This window comes from Nostoc sp. FACHB-110, assembly GCF_014697425.1.
Classification (GTDB): Bacteria; Cyanobacteriota; Cyanobacteriia; order Cyanobacteriales; family Nostocaceae; genus Nostoc_B.
On record NZ_JACJRU010000020.1, the window covers coordinates 35,241 to 51,717 of the forward strand.

Consider the following 16,477-nt stretch of genomic DNA (forward strand, 5'->3'; position numbering starts at 1 on the left):
TTGATAGATATCTTTGCGTTCGCTCTCCTTTTAGAAAAGAGTCATTTGAACCACTTTCATACTTGTAACTTCAGCTTTTGCAGATATTCCAGGAACTACATAGCATTGAGTAAGAAGTTTTTGATGATTGAGTCTTAAGTCTGCCTTCTTCTTTTGCCCTGCTAAAGGACGAAAAATATACTGAGGATGCTGGATTGAACCATCTTTACTGACAAAACGATATAAGACACCTTTTATCTGATAAGTCTGTCTATAACTAAGTAGAGTAGAGCATTCGAGCAAGTGTAAATTATTCATGAATCCTCCACAAGCATTTGTGCTGTAACTAAGCCTGATAAAGCATCTGAGAGTGTTAGCTCTCCGTCATCAAGTGCTTGCTGACAAGTTTCTTGCCAGCGAGTCGGATAAGTCTTTTTCAGATGCTGTATTGCTTCAACAATCTGTGTTAAATCTTGTCTGAATGTAGTTTTATGGAAAACGCTATTAGCCATTTTCAATTCTTTTGAAATTGTTTTGAGTTTTAGAGAACTTCTTGGAATGTAGTAATTTCGCATGGTTTTTATACTTTTTAAGTTTGTTTTCTAGTTGTCGGGCCGCTTGTAAGGTTGAACTTACCTACATTTGGACAACTTCAAAACCAATCCCTCTATTTCTGGCTGCACGAGTAAAAGTTACGGCTGTACTTTGTTTATGTTGAACTAAACGTTTATTCAAATTGCCGCAAGAGCCTAAATAGTATTTAGCTGAATGCTTTTCTGTTCCTAGAGGCTCGGACAATTTCAGCAAATAGCAACAAGGAACTTCGTGTTTACAATCCATTACCTTCAGGATTTTGAGCAGATTGAAATCTTTCAATAGCTTCTACAACTTCACCCAACGTATTAATCACATCAAGCAGATTAAAGTCGTTTGAGCTATTGAACTCTTCGGTAGTTTCTATATTCCTGTATTCTGATTGAGCTTGTAGCATCCTTAGGACTACATCTGTGCCTTTGAGAAGGAGCAGAATTTCTTCCACACTGAGGATCTGAGTCATTCAAAATTCCTCTATTCCAATTTCAAGCAATCTTTGGATAAACGGATCTTCGTTCTGTGGAATGTCATCTTGCGGTAGTGGCTGTTTTGGTTGCTGAAGAATTATTTCAGGTTTGTACTGATAACCTTCTAAAAAGGCGTACCCCTGGCGTTTTAAATCCATCAACAGGTGATTTAATGCCTCTGTTGGGTTAGAACATTCCATTTGCTCTTGTAAAGCTCGGAAATACGGCTGTAAGTGGGGTTTAATGCTTACTCTCATTGCTGTTAACAGGTGAGGTGTATTTCACAGCTTTTCACTCACTTTCATAGGATAACATAATATTCTATGCTAAAAGCACAATATCTATGTATGTTACTTATAGTTGAGCAATAAGACTATAAGTTATGTACATAGTCTATTATGCTTAAAACATAGGATGTTATGTTAAACCTAAAATAACTATCGCTGACAGCACATAATAAGGTGACAAGATATGCAAGCACAGATTATTGAAATGCCCGATAAACAGTTACCTGCCACTAAAAGAACTACTATTGTGCTGCCAGCTAGGGTTTATGAACTGCTAGAACAAAGAGCAGATATGGAAGGGAGAGCTACAGCTAACCTTGCCGCCTTTGTAGTCGAACAATACATAAGGGAATGTTATCCAGAAGAGTTTCCTAATCCCTACAAACGCTCAACAGGAGCTTAAGTCACGACTTAAACCCAAATGTAAGATATTTACCAACGACTTGGCACACTCTCTCAGGAAGTTGCCAGTCTCAAGGCTTTAAAAGGGGCTACTAGCACAAGCTAAGTGGCGATCGCCAAAATGATTGAGGCAGGAAAATGACTGATACACCAGAACAACAAAGCCGACTTGACCGAATTGAGGCATTGTTAGAACGTGTTGCAATAAATCAAATAACTTTGAGCAATAGCCAAGCTAATACACAGCAACAGTTAAACGATTACATCAGCACAGCACAAAACGTTCTAGCTAGAAATGCTGTGATGGATGATGTTTTGTTGGAATTACACGAATCAACCGAACGTCACCAGCAGAACTTTGAGCGTCATCAACAGAATTTTGAGAATAACCAAAGGTCAATTGAAGCGGCATTAAACAGGCTTGAGTCTATGATTTTGCAGATAATTAGAAGGTTTGAATAAGCCACGACCGCGCAATGCTCTTTCGCAGTATTGGCGACAACAACCCTTACCACCAAACCCTTTAACAGATTGCTACGCATCTCATTTCTTACTTTTTCTTGATTCGGTCAACCTTTGTCAAACGACTCGATCGCAATTCTTAATATGTCGGAAAATCTACAGAGCAACGCTACCGAGCAGCAACCCAACCCTAGTTTAGAATCATTAGGCATTGCTGAAGCTTTTAAGACCTTTTTAGGCAATTTTCATTGGCGTACAGATTACCTCAAATTCTGCGAGGTGTTGGGGTATATCCCTGACCAATGGGCAGAGGACAAATATCGACGGTTTCAGGAATTAGTGGAAGCCCTAAATCAATTTGACTCAGAGACAGTCGCTAAGATGTTGGAGGCTGGTAAGTAAAAATGCTTAAAAGCCTCAGCAAGCTAACCAAAAATGGAAATCCTCAATCTTGGTGCGATCACAACGGTGGCATTGGGTTGTGATGAAAAAAATACACAATCCAACTTCATCACCCAAAGGCTACTCGCCTATAAGCTGATTTCATTGCCAAGAGTGAAGAATGGAGAAAATAAGCTACAAAGTATCAAAAATTTTTCTTTGACAGAGATATGAAGAGTGATAACCTATTTACATCGGTTTTTCACCAAGCTGATACCAACCTATATCAAACGGAGGATGAGCTAGGCAAACAGTTATATTCAGGCAATCAAATTTAAGGGGGCCGTTAGACAAAAAGATAGGCGGACTTTCTGAGGGTCAATAAACCTAATCTTGATGACTAATAAAGGCTTACGAATCTAGAGGACTTTACTGGACTCCACCATGCTCCACCATGACTCCACCCTTGAGGCAATGTTACCACAAGGGGCGGTCAACTACGCTCTTTTTTTTTGGAAAACACAAAAAAAAGTGCATCATTTTGTTACAAAATTCCCTCAATGTGGTCATTTACCAATGCTAAATTTCACAAACACAACTATCTTCATAAGTAAATTTAAAGATAGTGGCTTAATTTATAAAGATAAGTTAACATTTCCTTCTATTCACCCTAGAAGCAACAGAGCAGAAGAACACCAAGATGCAAAGGTGCAAAGGGAAAATAACTTGCAGAAAATTCTCCCCTACTCCCCTGCCCCTTTAACTCATGCTGGGTATCAGAAGTCTATCGGAACTACACAAACTCAAGTATGGGAATTCTTCCAACAACTGTTAGGAATTAATAACACAGCCAAACTGCCATCATCTACAAATATTTCAGACGGTCAGTTGCATTTTGAAAATCAAAATAGCAAAGAGGAAATCGGTTAGCTACCCATCAGCAGACATCATCTGCTCAAAAAGTAGCAAACCGCATATTATACCAATTTGAGTGTAACAATGTCTGCATAACGTGGGCAAATTAGCATAGTTAAAACCTCATTGGTTTTAGCAAGAGCTAGTTTCGCCCCACATCCGGGTAATGGGAGTAATACCAAGCGCGCAATGACGCTCCTTCTCCCAAAGGGAGACGCTACACGAACGTCGCTAACCCAATTCGCAATTGGAAAACTTAGATTTAGCAAGACTTTAAGAGCTTCCATCTGTTGCTTAGTTTTGGAGAATAGGAATAAGTTGTCATCCCAATTCACGAAAAGAATGTGACTTTTACAAGGCTGAAACTCTTGTAATACCTAATTTTCTTAATTGCCAGTTACGAATTATACTAATTCTCTAAAATTGGGCAACAGATTCAAGGCTAAAAACCTAGATGCTGTTAGACTTTCGTAATTGCGAATTGCGAATTGCGAATTGCGAATTGGTTTAGACCTAATACCCGATAAAAGTGGGTAGCTCCGATGAACGCAAACATTATCGGAGTTTACAAAAGTGCTACAAGAAAAAACAATTCAAATTCATGGCAAAGAGTACGATTGCTTAGAAGTTAGAGCGCTCGCAACAAAGGGGGTCAAACTATGACCTCCTTAGAGCAGTTCGACATTAGAAATTTTATAGATCAGCTGACCCCCAAAAAAGGTAAGCACCGTTATGTGTGTCCGGTGTGCGAAGGCAGCTTGACAATTGACCCCAAAAGCGGCAAGTATCACTGTTGGGGGCAGGAATGCGCTAGTTCTCAGATCAGAGAAGCTATTCGCCCTTGGGCAGAAGTCATAGGTGGAGCTGTTCTAACGCCCCCTTATATCAATAAGAAACTTCAGCGTGTAGAACAAACGCCAAAATTACCAGATGCTGCACCAATACCAAAAGGTGAGATCGCGCTCTCCACGTTACCGCACCCAGTTAGCCCACCTGCCAAAATTGCCAGAGGTAGAAATTTTGAAATCACCTACCCATACTCTCCTAATCAGTGGGTGCTGAGAATTGAAAAGTCAGACCGCAGTAAAATAACGATTCCTTACCACCGAACTGCTGATGGTGAAGTAGCAAAGGGCAAGGGAGATCAAACTTGGTATCCTTACCGCATTGATGAAATACGCTCCTTTGGCGCAGGCAAATGGGTATTAGGAAATGAGGGTGAGAAGTGCGTTGACATGACTCGCTCGGTTCTTCAATTAGTGAGTTTCACTTTCCAAGGTGGTAGCTGGTCTGATGAATTGCTTTTGCTGGGACTGCAAGAAATTAAAGATTGTGGCGTTGTTGGTGTTGTGTATTTCCCCGACAATGACGAACCAGGTCGGAAAAAGGCGCAAAAGTTGGCAATTGCCGCAGCTAAGATTGGGCTTCCTTTTGTTGTCATTGACCCCTTGAGATTATGGCCGCAGTGTCCTCCTGGTGGTGACATTGCTGATTGGGTTGCAGCAAAAGTAATACCGAATAATGAGTTACTTCAAGCACTCAACACTGAAATAGCACTTTCTAAGGATGCGGTAGTAGTTACAAGTGAAGTTGCTCAAGAAACAGAAGAATTTTTTCAAAAAGACCCAAAAGGCCAATACGAAATTCAGCGTCAGCATATTGCTAAATTTAACTTGACGCGGACTGCCCAAATAAGCATTGAAAGTGGGTTTCTCCCTTCAATTCAACTTCAAAGTATACCACCGGGAATCATTGGGATAAAAGGTGATTGGGGTATAGGTAAGAGCTTTTTACTAAGTGCTTGGTGTCGGCAGTGGCCATATAAAATTATCCAAGTTGCTCATTTAAATGCCTTACTTTCTAACACTGCGCCTAAGTTTGATTGTTTCCATCATCACGAATTAAAAGATTTACAATTAGGTGTAACATCTGCTTCTAGGTTAGCTATTACAGATATCTCTTTAGCTGCCATGTTTGACCCCGAAAAATGGACTAAATCCGAACCATTTATCTTAATTCTTGATGAAATAGAGCAGGTTTTAAGGTCAATTCAAACTAATACCAACCTGAAAGGTACACTAAGAGTAAAAGCACGAGTCAAGCTAGAATGGCTGATAAAAAATGCTGTTTATGTCATTGGTAGCGACCGTGATTTGTGTGATAGAACTTTAAACTACCTTGAACAAGTACGCCGTGATAATCATCCAGCTTTTCTGATTCACCATAAAGGGAAAAAAGGTATTAATCGTCAACCAATATTATTTAACTGTAATAAAAATAAGGATGAGGTACTAACCAAATTAATCAATGCTGCTAAAGCTGGTCATAACATCATCATCCCTTGTGAAAATAAAACAGATTTATTAGCCATTGAACAGCAATTATTATTAGCGGGGATACCTGATAAATCAATGTTTTTCGCTCATGGTGATAACAGTAATGAGCCGGGAATTAAGGAATTAATTCAAAAAGCTGATGAAATCTATACAGATTATCAAATACTAGGTTACACCATGACAATGGGAACAGCATTAAGTTTTGAAAAGTCCCACTTTGAAAAATGTTATGCTTTCTATTCTGGTGATGTTTTAAGTGCTTCAGATCAAGCGCAAATGCTTTTTCGTTATCGTCTTGAATGTGAAATAGCAGTTTGGATAAATCCCAAATGTAGAAGATTAGAAATTGACCAAGATATTTTACTTTCTGATTTATTGAAAAATGTGCAAGATACTGATAAATTAATTGCATCAATTGACCAAATAGGCCCCTTAATAGAACAGGGAATTTTACCGACTGCTCAAGGTGACATTAGCCCTGACGATTTGCCCTGGATTCAACATAAGCTAGGCATTATTGCGCGTGCAAATGCTAGTATTGCAAATCCCTCCTCTACGCTACATGATTTATTGGTTGATGCTGGTTTTACTTTGAAAATTGAGTCAAACGATAATGACAAACCTTTGACTACTGATGAGGGCAACTTTTATCTAGAACAAAAAAAACAAATTAAATCAGCCAAAGATCAGGCGATCGCTCAGTCCCAACTGATGAGCGAGGCAGAATTTATGAAAGCCATGATTAACAGTGGCAACCTCAACCGCGCAGAACGTGACCGACTGGAAAAAACACGACTGTACTGGGACACTGGTCTCTTGATTACAGAAGATATTGTCAAGTTGCAACGCACTAAGAACCTGACACACGGCGCAAAAATGCTGAAAATTTTGCTTGGTGACAAACCTACATCTGTAGCTTACGACCTGACAGATCGCCAATATAACCCAGATATCGGCGACCAGAGTTTTTATGCAGCAAAGCGGCAGTTACTTTGTGAGTTAGGTATTCCTGAAATCATCGAGAAACTAGTACAAGGATGGAGGTACACCAATAATTCTTCAGAAGTTGTGGCAGTGGCAGACCTAGCACGCGAGAATCGAGCCAGGATTAAACGTCTACTAGGTTTTACAGTTTCGTTGGTCAAAAGCGAGAATGGCGCGTTTAAAGTCAGCAATAGTGCAATACTTGGGTCAATTCTGGATACCCTGTGTATTGAGCGCGAAAGTACAAAAACTCGCAAAAAAGGCAATATTTATCAGCTAAATCGCCAGCATTGGGAAATGCTACAAGCAATCATGGCTCACATAGACAAGCAGGCCCCAACGCCAACTTTGGCAGGAGTCATAGAAAAAGCACAAATAGCAGCAATTCAAAACAGTGATTCAGATCAACAATGTCTGACACCAATGCAAACAGCAGCAGCACCAACTCCAGAAATTCTCTCAAATGTGTCACTATCGGCATTTGATAGCGTTCCACACCCTCAGAGTATTTCTTATATATATAAAAATCACTTGGGTATGGAACATCCAATCAAGCCTGACAATCATGAGTCGCTTCATAATGTCGAAATACAGACAGGCAATCAATCAAAGCTGTGGACTGGGTTAAAGCTGAAATTGCAGCAAGGAAGGGAAAATGCCGGGAAGTTTTATCAACAGCTAGTGGACAAAATCGGTGAGAGTGTTGGCGTGGCTGACGGTGAGCCGTTTTGGAATGGATACTTGGGGCAGTTCATGGTGGCTGTTAACTTTGCCAACGGATGTAAATCTGTGGTCTGCGATTGGTTAGTTACTGCCACAGGCTAAAAATGCAGTCAACTCATCAACTGCGATCGCTATCCTACTGAAATACCATATCTAAACGCAGTTCTCAAAAAAACAACGTTTTTGAAACTTTTAAGAAGGCACACCTTCTTCACGATCTGTTAGCCCTTGACTCAACGCTAAGTAAGTCGATGCAATAAAACCAAACTATGTGAAGAGAAGTAAATAAGGCCCAAACGCTTTCTCTCCCTGCCCCCTGCCTTATTCCAACAATAATTATTTACACCGACCTACTTATTCTTCCAGAAGTCTACTTAAGATTGGCTATGCGAGTGCCTGTCTCCTGAAATTCAAGCGAGGATAAACACCCTAGCAGCGATGCCGTCTATGCTCTTGAGGGTAAGCATCACACTTATTCAATCATCAGATAGAGTCCTTGCAGGGAAACTAATGATAGTTTGAAATGATGGAACGCTCATATCAACCGCCGAAGTGAATAACTCAGTATTAATTGCCCTGACCTTCACCGCATCTATAGTTCTATCGCCAGTCAGCATTGCTGATACTGTCCAAGGCTCAACCCACACCATCAAAATGTCTTCATTTAACCTCAGTTCCCAAAAATGGCAAAATCGTGTGCTACTAGTTTTTGCACCGTCTGTTAATAACCGTACCTATCAGCAACAGATGCAGTTATTTAACCAGCACCAAAACGGTTTTACAGATCGGGATTTAGTTCTCGTTCAGGTTTTGGCAACAGAAAAAAGCTATGCCAACGGACAGTTAATAGATGAATCTTCTGCTGCTAATTTGCGAAGTCGCTTTGGGGTGGATAAACAAAATTTTTGCGTTATTTTGGTAGGCAAAGATGGTAGTGTTAAGCGCACTGACACTACACCAGTTGAAGTGAAGGCGATTTTTGAGCAAATTGACGCTATGCCCATGCGGCAGCAAGAAATGCGTTATTCGAGGTAGAAACTAGTAGTCTGCCAAGGAAACTTTGCGTTGGCTAATTGAAGAATTATGAGCTTTCCTCTGGAATTGGTTGCTATACAAGCCGAACTTATCTCAAGCCGACCGAAGATTAAAGATTTTATCAAACGCATCCATACGCGACCTGCCTACAAACGCGTCCTTGAACGTGGAGGCAAATACGGCTACGCCAACAGCATTTAATAATTCTCGTACAAGAGTAATCCGAAAATTGGGGTGCTGCTAAGTGAGATCGCATGGAGTATCTGCTAAAAAAATTCAAGCGATGCCTACGGCTGGTGCTTCCGCTATCGCATATATCAAATCCTTTTTTATTTTGTAGATGTTGGGGTGTCAACTCGCTCGTTAAGTTCTCGAAGTTGTTGGTTTAACTGGGTTTGTCGTTTAATCAAAATCTCTAAATCTTCTTTCGTTGCTAAATCTGCCCTGTTAACGGGAATAACTTGATTTAGCTGGTTTAGGCACGTATTCAAACCAAAAGCAAATTCATTACGTGTAACCGGGCGCGAACCTCGATATGTATTATCAGGATACCCAGATATGCAGCCTGTGTGGGGTACTGTGTTGCGTTCGTTGTTTGGTATTTGTGACAGAGTTTTTGATGGATAGAAAATAATTGTTGCCATTGCCAAGGTAGTTGTAACAGTGGCGAATGGAAGCAAGCCAGCAATTGATGACATCTTCAACATTGGTCGCAGCCCCAAGCTATTTATTCCTTCACCTTAACAACCCCTACTAATTATTGTGTGTTTGTGGTCAGTAATGCAGTTTCAATATTCTTAGAGGAAAAAGTAGTATAACTGGTATTATGCCAAAACTTCCAGAGTGTGTTTGCTGTCTCCTCTATGCCCATAACCCCCACATAGCCTGTACCATTCACCCAACGGGGCCCTTTAACATCATTACAAATAGTGAAAGGTTTTTGCACAAGATGGCAGCGATAACATTGCATCAGCTTTCGATATTATTTTCTGATTTTTTAGCCCCTGAAGTATCAGGGGATTTTTGTTATGAGGCTCTACCGTTTAAGACAAAACTGCGCTATACAACGCAATTGAGCAATTGCTAAAACCAACTTTTGAGTGCTTGCCACATCTTGCTTATACCTCGCCAGAATACAAAGCTAGGTATTAATAATTCCATCGCATCATTACAATGCTGTATCCCCTGATCAAATCCTATTTTTTGATACAGCTTTCGGGCATTTTCATAAGCTTTTAGTGCTGAACTTTCCTGATTAATTTCTTCTAAAACTACAGCTAAGTGAAACCAAGTGTTTGCTTCTCCACAATCATCACCTATTTTTCTTCTTACCTTTAGAGATTGTTGATAGCATTCAATTGCTGTTTGATATTGCCCCAAGCACTCATACACATTTGCTATTCCAGATAAACAGATACCTTCACTCTTCCAATCACCAATTAATCTTGCGCTCTCTAGCCACATTTGGTAAAACTGGATTGCTTTTGGGTACTGGCTTAACAACTCATAGCTTTTACCTAGACAACCTAACGCCATAGCTGACCAACGGCGATCGCCTATTGCTCTTGCAACCTCTAGCCACTGCTCGTAACAATGAATCGCTTGTTGATAGTCTCCCAGCAATTCATAATTACTGCCTAAGCTACCTAATGCAATACCTTCTCCAATTGAATCACCTATTTTTCTGGTAATACTCAACCATTGCTGGTAATACCAAAGGGCTTTTTGAGGTTGTTCCAGGCATTGATAAGCATTGCCTAATCCTGATAATGCCTTAGCTTGTGCATCACTATCTCCAACTTTGATGGCTGTTTCCCACCATTGCTGATAAACCTGGAGGGCTTTCTCTTGTTCCCCTATACATTGATAAATATTGCCTAACTTCGCTAAAAGTTTGGCTTTTTCTGTGTCATCTCCTGCTTCTGAAGCTATTTTTAAGCACTGCTGATACAATTCAATAGATTCAAGGTTATCTAAGCTGTTTAATCTGGTTTTTTCGGTCATTATTTAAGCAGTGCAAATTTTACTTTTCAATCAACAATTCCCAACGTTGTCGTTATATCCGTCAAAAAGTGAAATCTCAACGTATATGCACTTAGACAATTTTGGCAAGATATAAGATTAGCACCTATCCCGGATAGCGACGATTTTCAAGTATCCCGAATAATGTGCATACTGTCAATTTATTGTGCTATCACCTTTGACATTCAGCAAAGCCAATTAGAAAATGCTATTGCTCTTGATTGTCCTGCTAGCAATACGGTTCGGATAAGAAACTTACTCGTGTAGGCAAGCTCTTGGTGCAGGGGTGCAAGGGGGAACGAAGTACTCTCTCCCCTGCCCCTGAAGCTCCTCCGCCCCCCTGCTGCCTCAACGAAGAGATATCTTAACCGAAAGGTATTGGGTCTGGGTGTGGCGATCGCTGCTAAAGGTTAGCTTTTTGGGGCGGACTAAGCAAATTTACTTCTTAGCTACAAAGCTTAATTTAAGTTTCTACGTCTATTTCCTGAATTGCAGACGTGCAACCATTTCTGCTCTTGCAGAGACATCTAGCTTCCGAAAAATACGTTTCAAGGTTTGCTTGACTGTATTTTGACTAATCCATAACTCTGCTGCAATTTCTGCATTTGTCAGACCTTCAGCTACCAAAGTAGCTATTTGTAATTCTCGTGCTGTTAAAGAAATTTCCTGTTTGGGGAGAAATAACTCGTGTTGGGAGCGTAAAAGTGCTAATTTAGCAGAAATATGGGCGCAAATAGCACTCAATTGCCACAATTCTTGCGTATTATAAGCTGGATTTCCACTGGTGCGGGCAAATTGAACTGTACCTATTAACCTTCCTTCTCCAACAATCGGCCCAGTCATGATATGTTCGTGGTCATATATTTTGCCACAACCAATTTGATATAGTTCACTTTGCTTCCAAGCGGCTTCCGTGAAAATAATTTGTTCGTGGGCGGGTGCATGATGGGAAACAACATACTCCATCACTTTATCTAAAGCTGCACCAACCTTAGAGTAGTAATCAATAAAACTATCTGGTAAACCTTTAAGATAAATAGTGCTTTGTTGTCCTGCTTGACCATGTATATAAATCCCCCAGTGTTGACTGCCAAACAACTCCCCTGCTGCATCCATATAATGTCCACACAGTTGGTTCACTGATGAAGCATTAGTGACTTTTTGAATCAATGTTAGTAACGTATGAGACATGAGCCAAAATGTACTCAACTGGGTAATTGGCAGCCAATATATTCCATTCTAGGATAACTGTAATCATTACAGCCTCTAGATTTAAGTATGTATAGTCAGCCTCAACATATAATTGGTTTAGTCATTTATCCTGATATGACTCAACTAGATATTACTGGGCCTCATCAAGTGTTTGCATCCATGCCCAATACTCAAGTTTTGCTATTGTGGAAAACACTCCAACCAGTTGTGAGTAATGGCGGACTTACGATTTTCCCGACTACTACCTTTGATGAGTGTCCGCAACTCGATGTATTGTGTGTTCCTGGGGGTGTTTTTGGGGCTGTAGAAATGATGCAGGATACCCAAATGTTAGCTTTTTTGCAAAAGCAAGCACAGTCCACTAAGTATGTGACTGCTGTGTGTACTGGTTCTTTAATCTTAGCGGCAGCGGGATTACTTCAAGGATATCGTGCTGCTTGTCATTGGGCATTTCGAGAACATCTGACACTTATGGGTGTAGAAGTGTGCCATCACAGAGTAGTGGTAGATCGTAATCGCATTACAGGTGGTGGTGTGACAGCCGGGATTGATTTTGCTCTCACTATTGCTGCTATGTTGTCTGGAGAGGATACTGCCAAATTTCTGGAATTGATGTTGGAATATAATCCGGCTCCTCCTTTTGGCTTTGGCTCTCCAGAAAAAGCAACTCATAGTTTGATACAAGCTGTTCTTCAAGTTGCCAATCCTCTGATTGAAGCATCAAAGGCAGCTAGTCAACAAGCTGCTTTAGCTTTAGATTCTTAAGATTCACCTTGAGCAAGGGCATCCAACTTTGCTCGGTCTAATAGCAAAATTTTACCGCCGCGCCTGTAACAGACACTCGACTGAATCTGCTTGAATAGTCTGACACATTCTTCGTAGGTAATTCCAATGCTGCGAGCAATTTGATAATAAGGTAGACGCACTCGCAACAATTCTCCCTGTTGTGTTACGTCTGTTCCTTCCGTGAGTGCTGACAACTTCAGGTATTGCGCTAAACGCACAATTGCTCGTTCAGAAACTAATCCATGCACCGTTTGATGTAATTGCTGAAGACGCTCCGTTAAAACTGCAATCAGGAGCAAAGCTACTTCTGGAGTTTCGTGAATCAGTGCCAGTAAAGCCGCGCGTTCCACCATCAAAATTTGACAGTCCTGCTGTGCGACAACAGTGGCTGGGGCAATGCCATTCTCTAACAGCGCAGTTGCTGCAAATATTTCTCCGGCGGGTAATGTTCGCAAAATCGTTTCTTTGCCTGTGGCTGCTATTTTTTTGATTTCAATTCTGCCACTTAGAACAGCAAACAGTTGAGATGCTAACGAGTCGCCCTCATGTAAAATTATTTCTCTTGGCAAATATTGCTTGACTTTAGCATGAGCTTGCAATGCCAAAAGCTGTTGCAGTTCCAGTCCTGACAACAGTGGAATTTGCTTAAGTTGCTCAACTGTAACTTGCATTTTCAAAACGCTCCGGTGACTCTTCTCTCAACTTAAAGTTTTACCATCCTTGAGAGCAGGTCTGATTAACAACGAACTGGAGCGACTCTTGATTGCTTTTTACAGTCAAACAATTAAATAAATAGTAATTAAATGTTTACTTAACGATGTTTATAAATGGTAGCAAGTAGCTGTGTAATGTTATTCTTCGTTACTTGCTCCCCGCGATCGCTATTTTCCAGCCACATATAGAAACAATTTCTAAGCTAGCTGAGGTATACCTGTGTGGAGTTTCTCTATGTATAGCTCATGTTCTTTATTAATGAATACTTTTGATAATACCTGATAAGCTTCTGTCCAAGCTGCCATTACCTCTTCTGTCGCTGCTGCTCCCAATACCTCGCTCATCGCTTGCAGTAAACTCTCTCCTACAATCGAATACTGTTCCGGTAGCACTGATGTTTGTACATGACGTTGGGCGATTTTTTCCACCATTGAAGTTAATGCTGGCAAATTATCAATTTGGCTGGCATAACCATAAATTGCTGTCGCTAATTTTAGCGGCTGTGAACCATTTGCTTGAGCCGACATATCAAATTGCTTTTGAATTTCTGGATGACTTTGAAACATAATTTCATACATCCTAGTTGTAATTTGTTGACCATTCTTTTTTAAGATAGGTGCAGTAGATTTAACAAGGTTAATTGTTTGTTGGCTAATCATAGCTTTTCACCCGCTTCTTTCTTTTGTTTAACTTCAATTTAGTAGGTATTTTCATCAATAACTATGAGCTACCTCAAAGAAGAAGTTGAATTTACGAAAGCTGATGCAACCAAGCTCAACTTATGACACAAGGTATGACAAACCAATCGACTAGCTAGTTCAAGAGCAAATATCTGTTGGAAAATAAAGCCAATACTTGCTGCTGAGGCAATTCGAGTCACATCACTTTTCTTTTGAAACTTAATACTTTTCGATATATTCAAACAGTGGCAGTTGTATTAAGGGTGTTTGTTTCGCGTTTTCTAGACTAGACAATGCAATTCCTAACAATCTGATACTACGGTTTTCTAGCTCAACTGCCTCAAACAGTTTTGTCGCTGTGGCAATGATAGTTTCTAAATCACGGGTGTAATCTGTTAAAGTCTTACTGCGCGTGATTTGTTGATAATCAGAAAACTTGATTTTTAGCGTTAACGTCCGTCCCCTTGTGGTGTTTTGTTCTAACCGTTGTTGGACAATTTGGGCAATTTGTTCGAGTTCATATAACATTTGGTGGCGATCACTCAGATTAACCGCAAACGATGTTTCTGCACCGACCGACTTGCGGACTCTGTTCGGCTCAACTATTCGGTCATCTTCTGCCCTGGCTATCTTATAGTAATGATGCCCCACCTTCCCAAAATGTCGTGTTAACTCGGCAAGTGATCGCCCCTTCAAATCTGCGCCAGTATGTATCCCCAAAGAGTGCATCTTGGCTGCTGTCACTTCTCCGATGCCATGAAACTTTTCAATCGCTAACCCTTCCACAAAAGCGATTGCATCCTCCGGTAAAATCACCGTTAATCCGTTGGGCTTGTTCTGTCCTGATGCCATCTGTGACTTGAAGAAGATTTTGGACAGGTTGTCCAACTTTACCTTCCAAAAAGGATGTCCAACTTTACCTTCTGAAAACGTTTAAAAAATAGCATTAAAGTCAATACCTTAGCCAATTTACGAGGGTTCAATACCTGTGGAAACGGTATGAATACGTCCCAGGGAAGTAAGCTTGGCAAAAATTTGGGCTAATAAAATAGGCTCAGGCTTTTGAGGAAGTATTTTTAACATTTCACGAACATATCGAAAACCACGGTAATAAGCTTTCAGATCAATAATGCCAGAACCAGGATTATGTTTATGGAAATCAGCGAGAAGATGATGGGATAAATTAACCATAAAGAATGCTAGATTAACAGCATTAGTCACAGCAGTTTGACTTAGATTCATAAAATATTCCAACCCCCAAAATTGTTTAGCATCCCGAAAATTAAACTCGATTTGGCAACGTAGCTTGTAATAATCGATAATTTTCTCAAATGCCAAGTCTAGGTCGCTGGAAAATAAAATTACATGACTATGAGCATGAGTATCAAGATTGATTTTGACCAAAATTACTACATTAAGAGCTTGTGCAAATTCCTTGTGAAGCAGAGTAGTTTGATAAACATAAGTTTGAATATTTTTATCAATTGTGCTTTTACATAAGTATTTGTCAGGTAGATTACGATAATCTAGTTTGTCACCGTATTTACGACGAGAGCGTTTACTTGAGTCAGGATGTTCATAAGGGATGTATAATGCCGAATCATGGCGTAACTTAGAAATTATATGCAAGTTAACTTGTCGTGCCATCTGCAAGGCATTGTTGTTACCAAAATGACCATCTACTACCAAGTACGTCAAAGGGATAAAGTTAGCTACTAGCTCGAATAGTGAGTTAATCATCTTTTTAATTAACAATAGTTCAGATGTTAATATCACTTCGGTTTTGTTTTTATTCTTACTGCCTTTTGGTCGTCCCCGTCCACGTTTCTCTTTAGCTTTTACTTTTTTGATTGGTAAGGTGCTATTTATTTGGGCATCACTTTTAATTAACTGTTCTATTCCTATTGGAAATGATTGCCTTCCTTCTACACTTACTAATGACAATACGAAGAAAGATAAACCATTAATTGGTTTACTAGCCAGGCTAGAAAAAAATCTATCTACTCCGTAAGTTTGCTTCCCCGATTTACTAACTACAACTTCATCTCCTGCTAGCAAGTACACATCATTTTTTCGCCACAAATGTTTACGAAAAAACAGCCAAAATAATGTTGCCCAAGGTATGACTGTAGAAAAAAATCTCCCCATTGTCCGATAACTACCGTGTTCCCCTGCCCAACGGGCAATTCCCAACATCGTGACTCGCCCGCTCATTGCTAACATCGCAATGATTATCTGGTTCAACTGACGCATTGTCGTAGCGTTTATCTGCGGCAGGAGGCATTGCAGGAGTGATAAGATATCGGGCATGGGTTGATTGTGGCTTCTGAGTTGTCGTTTGGGAAGACAATAACTCTACTACAGAGCGCCCTCTCTCTTCACCCTCTGATTTTGGCTAAGGTATTGTAAAGTAAAACTAAATTGCTCAAACCCTATCCCTATATGCAAAATGAAAGTTTTGTTAATGGCGATCGCAGCACGTGAGCAATGTTTGTGAA

At 40.2% G+C, this 16,477-nt stretch carries 19 protein-coding genes; 8 read left to right on the forward strand and 11 right to left on the reverse strand.

The genetic code is table 11. The features are described 5' to 3' along the window. Positions 1-30 precede the first annotated feature (30 nt). The 4 genes from H6G69_RS18630 to H6G69_RS18645 all read right to left on the reverse strand — a co-directional run bounded on the left by H6G69_RS18630 (position 31) and on the right by H6G69_RS18645 (position 1,297). Positions 31-297, reverse strand: a complete 267-nt coding sequence (locus tag H6G69_RS18630) for a hypothetical protein (protein WP_190690492.1) — start codon at positions 295-297, stop codon at positions 31-33. Beyond that, positions 294-491, reverse strand: a complete 198-nt coding sequence (locus H6G69_RS18635; RefSeq protein WP_190690495.1) for a hypothetical protein — start codon at positions 489-491, stop codon at positions 294-296. Before H6G69_RS18635 ends, H6G69_RS18630 begins: the two co-directional genes overlap by 4 nt. Before the next feature lie 317 nt (positions 492-808). Next, positions 809-1,036, reverse strand: coding sequence for a hypothetical protein (locus H6G69_RS18640; protein WP_190690496.1), 228 nt, complete (start codon positions 1,034-1,036; stop codon positions 809-811). Continuing rightward, positions 1,037-1,297 (reverse strand): hypothetical protein, encoded by a 261-nt coding sequence (locus H6G69_RS18645; RefSeq protein ID WP_190690499.1) that lies wholly within the window; start codon positions 1,295-1,297, stop codon positions 1,037-1,039. Between the two features lie 214 nt (positions 1,298-1,511). On the opposite strand from H6G69_RS18645, the gene H6G69_RS18650 reads away from it, so the two are divergent. From H6G69_RS18650 to H6G69_RS18680, 7 genes are all read left to right on the forward strand, one after another. Further along, positions 1,512-1,730 carry a ribbon-helix-helix domain-containing protein gene (locus H6G69_RS18650; protein WP_199336106.1) on the forward strand — a complete coding sequence of 73 codons (219 nt, stop codon included), beginning with the start codon at positions 1,512-1,514 and terminating at the stop codon, positions 1,728-1,730. A 137-nt stretch (positions 1,731-1,867) separates the two neighbouring features. After that, positions 1,868-2,191: a hypothetical protein gene (locus H6G69_RS18655; RefSeq protein ID WP_190690502.1), complete on the forward strand. Its 324-nt coding sequence runs from the start codon at positions 1,868-1,870 to the stop codon at positions 2,189-2,191. A gap of 144 nt (positions 2,192-2,335) precedes the next feature. Then, entirely contained in the window at positions 2,336-2,593 is a 258-nt protein-coding gene (locus H6G69_RS18660) for a hypothetical protein (protein WP_190690505.1), read from the forward strand. Positions 2,594-2,626: 33 nt separating this feature from the next. After that, positions 2,627-2,806, forward strand: coding sequence for a hypothetical protein (locus H6G69_RS18665; RefSeq protein WP_190690507.1), 180 nt, complete (start codon positions 2,627-2,629; stop codon positions 2,804-2,806). A gap of 210 nt (positions 2,807-3,016) precedes the next feature. After that, positions 3,017-3,502 carry a hypothetical protein gene (locus H6G69_RS18670; protein ID WP_190690508.1) on the forward strand — a complete coding sequence of 162 codons (486 nt, stop codon included), beginning with the start codon at positions 3,017-3,019 and terminating at the stop codon, positions 3,500-3,502. A 644-nt stretch (positions 3,503-4,146) separates the two neighbouring features. Next, entirely contained in the window at positions 4,147-7,632 is a 3,486-nt protein-coding gene (locus H6G69_RS18675) for a plasmid replication protein, CyRepA1 family (protein WP_190690510.1), read from the forward strand. 450 nt (positions 7,633-8,082) lie between these two features. Next, the gene (locus H6G69_RS18680) at positions 8,083-8,565 is read left to right on the forward strand and encodes a DUF4174 domain-containing protein (RefSeq protein WP_190690512.1); all 483 of its coding nucleotides are present in this window, start codon (positions 8,083-8,085) and stop codon (positions 8,563-8,565) included. A 329-nt stretch (positions 8,566-8,894) separates the two neighbouring features. Here H6G69_RS18680 and H6G69_RS18685 read toward each other — a convergent pair whose 3' ends face one another. From H6G69_RS18685 to H6G69_RS18695, 3 genes are all read right to left on the reverse strand, one after another. After that, complete coding sequence (locus H6G69_RS18685) at positions 8,895-9,263, reverse strand: S-layer homology domain-containing protein (protein WP_190690658.1); 369 nt, start codon at positions 9,261-9,263, stop codon at positions 8,895-8,897. Between the two features lie 385 nt (positions 9,264-9,648). After that, positions 9,649-10,569 (reverse strand): tetratricopeptide repeat protein, encoded by a 921-nt coding sequence (locus tag H6G69_RS18690; protein WP_190690516.1) that lies wholly within the window; start codon positions 10,567-10,569, stop codon positions 9,649-9,651. Between the two features lie 495 nt (positions 10,570-11,064). After that, complete coding sequence (locus H6G69_RS18695) at positions 11,065-11,778, reverse strand: LuxR C-terminal-related transcriptional regulator (RefSeq protein ID WP_190690522.1); 714 nt, start codon at positions 11,776-11,778, stop codon at positions 11,065-11,067. A gap of 87 nt (positions 11,779-11,865) precedes the next feature. Here H6G69_RS18695 and H6G69_RS18700 point away from each other — a divergent pair, with 87 nt between their 5' ends. Beyond that, entirely contained in the window at positions 11,866-12,564 is a 699-nt protein-coding gene (locus tag H6G69_RS18700; protein WP_190690532.1) for a DJ-1/PfpI family protein, read from the forward strand. On the opposite strand, the gene H6G69_RS18705 is transcribed toward H6G69_RS18700, so the two are convergent. The 4 genes from H6G69_RS18705 to H6G69_RS18720 form a co-directional block, all read right to left on the reverse strand. Then, on the reverse strand, positions 12,561-13,256 hold the full coding sequence (locus H6G69_RS18705; RefSeq protein WP_190690533.1) for a Crp/Fnr family transcriptional regulator: 696 nt from the start codon (positions 13,254-13,256) through the stop codon (positions 12,561-12,563). The genes H6G69_RS18700 and H6G69_RS18705 overlap by 4 nt on opposite strands. A gap of 240 nt (positions 13,257-13,496) precedes the next feature. After that, a complete protein-coding gene (locus tag H6G69_RS18710; RefSeq protein WP_190690535.1) occupies positions 13,497-13,958 on the reverse strand; it encodes a globin domain-containing protein in 462 nt (153 codons plus the stop codon). Positions 13,959-14,198: 240 nt separating this feature from the next. Continuing rightward, positions 14,199-14,831: a hypothetical protein gene (locus H6G69_RS18715; protein WP_242072106.1), complete on the reverse strand. Its 633-nt coding sequence runs from the start codon at positions 14,829-14,831 to the stop codon at positions 14,199-14,201. Positions 14,832-14,948: 117 nt separating this feature from the next. Then, entirely contained in the window at positions 14,949-16,289 is a 1,341-nt protein-coding gene (locus tag H6G69_RS18720; protein WP_190690537.1) for a transposase, read from the reverse strand. Positions 16,290-16,477: the final 188 nt, after the last annotated feature.